This is a genomic window from Campylobacter sp. BCW_4321 (assembly GCF_001763075.1).
GTDB lineage: Bacteria > Campylobacterota > Campylobacteria > Campylobacterales > Campylobacteraceae > Campylobacter_D > Campylobacter_D jejuni.
Window position 1 is genome coordinate 1 of sequence record NZ_MJYA01000057.1, and the last position, 5,563, is coordinate 5,563.

6 protein-coding genes are annotated in these 5,563 nt (G+C 25.6%); all 6 read left to right on the plus strand.

Features of this window, described 5'->3' with window-relative positions; all coding sequences use genetic code 11:
• Positions 1-453: hypothetical protein (locus AJN58_RS06265; RefSeq protein ID WP_250535461.1), on the plus strand; the 453-nt coding region annotated here is incomplete at its 5' end.
• 7 nt (positions 454-460) lie between these two features.
• Positions 461-778, plus strand: a complete 318-nt coding sequence (locus AJN58_RS06270) for a hypothetical protein (protein WP_070233465.1) — start codon at positions 461-463, stop codon at positions 776-778.
• A gap of 143 nt (positions 779-921) precedes the next feature.
• Positions 922-2,451, plus strand: coding sequence for a DUF6402 family protein (locus AJN58_RS06275; RefSeq protein ID WP_070233466.1), 1,530 nt, complete (start codon positions 922-924; stop codon positions 2,449-2,451).
• Positions 2,452-2,955, plus strand: coding sequence for a hypothetical protein (locus AJN58_RS06280; protein ID WP_070233467.1), 504 nt, complete (start codon positions 2,452-2,454; stop codon positions 2,953-2,955).
• A 306-nt stretch (positions 2,956-3,261) separates the two neighbouring features.
• On the plus strand, positions 3,262-3,564 hold the full coding sequence (locus AJN58_RS10360; RefSeq protein ID WP_250540839.1) for a hypothetical protein: 303 nt from the start codon (positions 3,262-3,264) through the stop codon (positions 3,562-3,564).
• 927 nt (positions 3,565-4,491) lie between these two features.
• The coding region (locus tag AJN58_RS10575; protein ID WP_180371436.1) for a hypothetical protein at positions 4,492-5,563 on the plus strand (1,072 nt) is incomplete at its 3' end.

Here is a 5,563-nt window from a genome sequence, read left to right on the forward strand (position 1 = left end):
TTTGAATATTTTCTTTCATTAATAGCCACCATAATGCAAGAAACAAATGGTATTTTAGAAGAGCTTGGAGATAATTATTATACAAGTTATAAAACTCCTATTATTAGTCAAACAAAAATCATAGATTTTATTTTAAAGGCACAAGAAAAAGAAAAATACATTTTAATTCTTGATAAAAATGATTTTAATAAATACAGAAAAGATTGTTCCTTTATTAATAATCAAGAAAATTTAGCTCATAAAATTGCCATTGGGGAATTTAGAATTTTCATTGTGGTTTATAAAGATATGAAATGTCTTGAAAATATTAATAATATAACAAAAATATATGGATATAATTCAAAAAGTTATAAAATAAAAGATCAAATTTGGGATGAGCAATATTTAGGTGGAGTTTGTAAAATATCACAAGCTTTGTATTTTAATGGAAAAGCTAAAATAGGTATTATTTAGGAAAATTATGATAGGTAAAGACTTTTTATATTCTATTCATAAAGATAAAAAAAGTATTTATTTGTTTTGTGAAAATAAAAGCATCATTGATTGTCAAAGTATTTATGATGAACTTTATAAATTAGAAGCAACGACAGATTTTACTTTTGAAGAACTTCAAAACTATCAAGCTTATATCTTTTTAAACTCCACTCTCCTTACAGGATCAAATGAACTTCCTAATAATCCTTTTTACTTTGGAGAATTAGATCAAGATAATACTATAAAACAAGATACACCTAGTTATTATTTTTCTCCTAAAGATGAATTCAAATGCAAATCATAAAGGATAAAATAATATATGAAAACAAGCCAAATATATGAAACTTTATAAATATGCTAGAATGTGCTGGACTAGGTATTCTATAAATTTAAATGAGAACATGCTTAAGGAATTTCTAAAAAATATAAAAACAATAGGATGAAATAATGGATGAAGAACTTTTTTGGGAAAACATTGTTCCAGTAGGACATATTAATGAAGAAACTTTAAAGAGCCAAATTTATATTAATAATATAAATTTTAGCACTTTGCAATATGATGAAACAGTTTTACCTACAGAATTAGAGTGTTGTTATAATGAATTTAAATACTATCAAAAAAGCAATAATGAAATAGCAACACTAGGTTGGGCTATTAGCTATCAACTTCAAGTATTGTGGCAAAATAGCCCTAAGATAGATACAATACAAAATTATCATCTCCCCGTAAAACAAAATAAGCCTAATAATCCCCAAGCAGAACAAAGACTAAAAGAAATACAAAATTTCTTACAAAGTAAAGGTATAGAACCCCTTATTTTACATTATACCCCTTATCCAAACAACACACAAACCCAAGAGATGAAAAGACTAAGGCAAAATTCAGAGCGTTTTTCTCGCCATATAGATAATAAAACAAATGAAGTAAGAGAAGAAAGGCGTTCTATTAAATTTTACACTACGCTAGATTGGGATAAGTTTTATTCTCATTTTCCTATAATAAAAAGACTAAGTAAAAAATTTCATACAAAAGAAGACATATACACTCAAAATTTTACAAAGCAAATAGAAATAATCTTACAAAAAACTCATAATATTTTGATATTAAAAAATTTGCCTCAAGGAGAATATAAATTTGATTTTGCTATCGATATAAAAGAAAATCGAAGCGATAAAAATGAAGAATCTTATATCATCATTAAAGAAAATGATGAAATTTCAAAAGATTATAAACGCATTTTAGACTGTAAGCCCTATGAGCTTGATACTTTAAATTGTCAATATATAGGTGTGGGTGATGATGAGTTTTTCAGACAAATTCGGGAAAATTTACAAGTAAATATCGCAAAGCAATTTGATACAGAATTTTCTCTTACTTGGTTTATTAAAACATATTTAAGAACGCAACCATTGACAATGAGCACTATGTTAGGTTATGATACATCGGAGATTGGGGAACAAACTTATGATGAACTCATGCAAGATCTATCTCTTTATGCTTGTAGTGGTAAATTTTCTTTTAATTTTGTTCCTTCGAAATTAAGCATTAAAAAAGAAATTCAAGGAGATAGAGAAAAGGTATCATACCGCGTTGATGAAATGCTTGTTTATGTTTATGATAGCTTTGATTTTTTAGATCAAGGACATGAATTTGATGATAAGGGAAATTTTATCAAGCTAGGACAACCTGTTGGAGCTTGGGATTTTAATGAAAAGAGTTTTAGTATTTGGGGTTCTACAAGACAGATGGAAACTTATAAACCAAAGAAATATTTATTTTTTATACCACAAATAACCTTTGCTGATATTCTACAATCCCCAAAAACCAAGCAATACTATCTTTACAATCAAGATTACCAAGACTATCAAAAATTCACTCCTTATGGTTTGGACTTTAAACTTTATAGTAAGGATTTTATCGCTAAACTTGATTTTAAAGATAAAGCTTATAATGTGCTTTATAATACAGGAGTTTAAATGGGAGAAGATATTACATTTTCTATTTTTTGGGGTTTATTTGGATTTATTCTTGCTTTTACTAATATAAAATTTTATCTTACAACTTTAAGTGTTCTTATTGCCTTTTCTATTTTAAATTATTGGATGAGAATTAACATAAAAGAATTTGTAAAATCTTATTTTTTAGTATATTTTATTATCTTTTTTATGGCTATTGTTATCATATTTTATCTTACCTATGGTATTGAAACTTCTAGGGATCTTGCATTACTTAGCTCTCTAGAAGCTAAAGAATTGTCACCGCAAGAATATAAAGCATATAATTATTTTGGATTTTTGACTTGTATAACTATGTTTTTTTTTACAATCACATTTTTTATACTTCCTTGTTTATTGCAAGCTTATTTATTTAAATGTTATAGCACAGAAGAAAAACGCAAAAAATTAAGTTGGCTTATAGGGTTTGTGTGTAATATCTTTTTATTAATTGCGAGTGTGTATGTGGTATATGAAAATCTTTAAAGACTATCAAAAATTCACTCCTTATGGTTTGGATTTTAGACTTTATAGTAAAGATTTTATCACTAAGCTTGATTTAAAAATAAAGCTTATAATGTGCTTTATAATACAGGAGTTTAAATGGGAGATAGTATTACGCTTTCTATTTTTTGGGTTTGATAGGATTTATTCTTACTTGTAGTGTTATAGAATTTTATCTTATAGCTCTAAGCGTTCTTATTGTCTTTTCTATATATAAATTATTGGATTAAGATTAATATAAAAGAATTTGTAAAATCTTATTTTTTAATATCTTTTATTATCTTTTTTATGGCTATTGTTATCATATTTTATCTTACTTATGATCTTGAAACTTCTAGGGATCTTGTATTGCTTGGTCCTCCAGAAATTGAAAAATTATCACCACAAGAATATAAAGCACATAATTATTTTGATTTTTTAGACGGTATAACTTTTATTTTTTTTACAACCACATTTTTTATACTTCCTTGTTTATTGCAAGCTTATTTATTTAAATGTTATAGCACAGGAGAAAAACGCAAAAAATTAAGTTGGCTTATAGGGTTTGTGTGTAATCCTATATTAATGGCGGGTGTGTATGTGATGTATTAAAATCTTTAAAGACTATCAAAAATTTAATATATTTGATATAATATTCATTTATCTTAAATATTTAGAAAAAAAATGGATAGAGAATTATTTATAACAAGGCTTGCTTTTATAAACAATGATGAAATAGACACAATAGATAAAAATTCATCCATAGCATATTTAAAAGCCTTATATCAATGTGAAAATTCCATAGCTATAAATTATAATCAAGAAGATCTTTTCACCCAAGCTACCGCTATAAACAATCTAGGCTATAATTCTACTTTCACAAAAATCTTCATCCTAGATAAAGAAAAGCTCAATGATACCTATCTTGATGCTAGAAAAAGGCTTTATAAATCTATCAATACTTTAAAAGAAAAAAGAAATGAAAAAATAAAAGATATCCAAGACTATTTAAATAAAGAAATTTCCTTACAAGATAATCTAAATAATCAAAGCTTTAATACTAAGGAAAATGATGTTAATTTAATTTTAAACGAAGTATTTAACATAGAGCAATTTTATGATAAAAATACCAATACCATAGTATTAAAGACAAATAATATAAAAATCATATTCTTAGATAAAGTAAATTTACAAGATTTGCAAGATAATTCTAACAATACTTCTTTCATCTCTATGTCAAATTTGATCCATATTTATGATAATCATTGTGATATTTTTGCAAAAGATAGAAGTGTTTTGGATATAAAGGACATAGAAGAAAAATATCAAATAGATTTTAAAAGTTTAGATATAAAAATCTTTTTAAACTCCACTCTCCTTACAGGATCAAATGAACTTCCTAATAATCCTTTTTACTTTGGAGAATTAGATCAAGATAATACTATAAAACAAGATACACCTAGTTATTATTTTTCTCCTAAAGATGAAAGCAGTGGTTTAGGAAGACTTAGTATCTTTTATAAAAATGATGAACTTTGCTTGCTTAATTATTCTATTATAGAAAATTCTTTAAATATCAAATTAGAATGTTTAAGCAAACAAAGCTTAGAGTATAAAGACTTAATTTCAAACACTTTAAAAGAACAAAAAACCACACAAGTAGATAAAAAACAAGCTATAGCTAAACTTCATGCTCTTTTAGAAAATCAAAACCTAGAATGTATCCATGGAGGTAAAGTCATACTTAAATCAAACAAAGGAAAAACTTTTAAAGATGATGGTGTGCCTATTATGCTAGAAAGTGATTTATTAAACTCTAGTATAGTAGCTTGTCCTAATACTATAGCAGGTGTAAGTGTTCCTTGTACTAAAGTTGTTAATGTAAAAGGATCCTTATCTCAAAAGAAAGTCAATAATGAATATGTAATCTTACAAGAACTCATATCAGCTTGTATTAGTGATAAAGGTTTTCCTTTAAAAGTAAGCTTTACTCCTACTAAGTTTAAATTTGATCACAGCTTTAATCCTAAAGAGGGCTTAGGAGAACAAAGTAAAAATCAAATAGAGTTAAAAGAACCTATAATAAGACTTCATTATAAAAGTGATAGATTTCAAAAAGATAATTTACCTATCTATAATCTTTTAATCAATAATGAAAAAAAAGAACAAAATAAGGCTTTAAATGAATTTAATATAGATTTAAAAGATTTAAAAGATATAGAGGATATAAATATTCTTAATCAATTCAAACAAGACTTTAGTAAAGATTATGAATTTAAAGAATTAAATCTTAGCTTTGATACTAATTTAATCAAACTTTATTTTATTATCTCAAAAAACATTGCTAAAGTTTATAAAAGTGCTTATAAGGAATTTGAAAACAAAGATTTAGGAGTAGGGTATTTTACACAGCTACATGAGTATGATAAAATCATCAAAAATGCTTTAGAAGATAATAAAGAATTAAACGAATATCATTTTAGTTTTTTAGCTCCTGCAAAAATGCAAAATTTAAAACTTCAAATCGCACAAGGACTAGATGAAATCTTAGAAGATGAAGATAGAAAACAAGAGTTTTATGTTTGTAAATTTGTGGTGGTAAATGGGGTTA

Coding starts and splice junctions, on each gene's coding strand:
- AJN58_RS06280 (WP_070233467.1), top strand. CDS start 2,452: ATGGGAGAAGATATTACATTTTCTATTTTTTGGGGTTTATTTGGATTT.
- AJN58_RS06270 (WP_070233465.1), top strand. CDS start 461: ATGATAGGTAAAGACTTTTTATATTCTATTCATAAAGATAAAAAAAGT.
- AJN58_RS06275 (WP_070233466.1), top strand. CDS start 922: ATGGATGAAGAACTTTTTTGGGAAAACATTGTTCCAGTAGGACATATT.
- AJN58_RS10360 (WP_250540839.1), top strand. CDS start 3,262: ATGGCTATTGTTATCATATTTTATCTTACTTATGATCTTGAAACTTCT.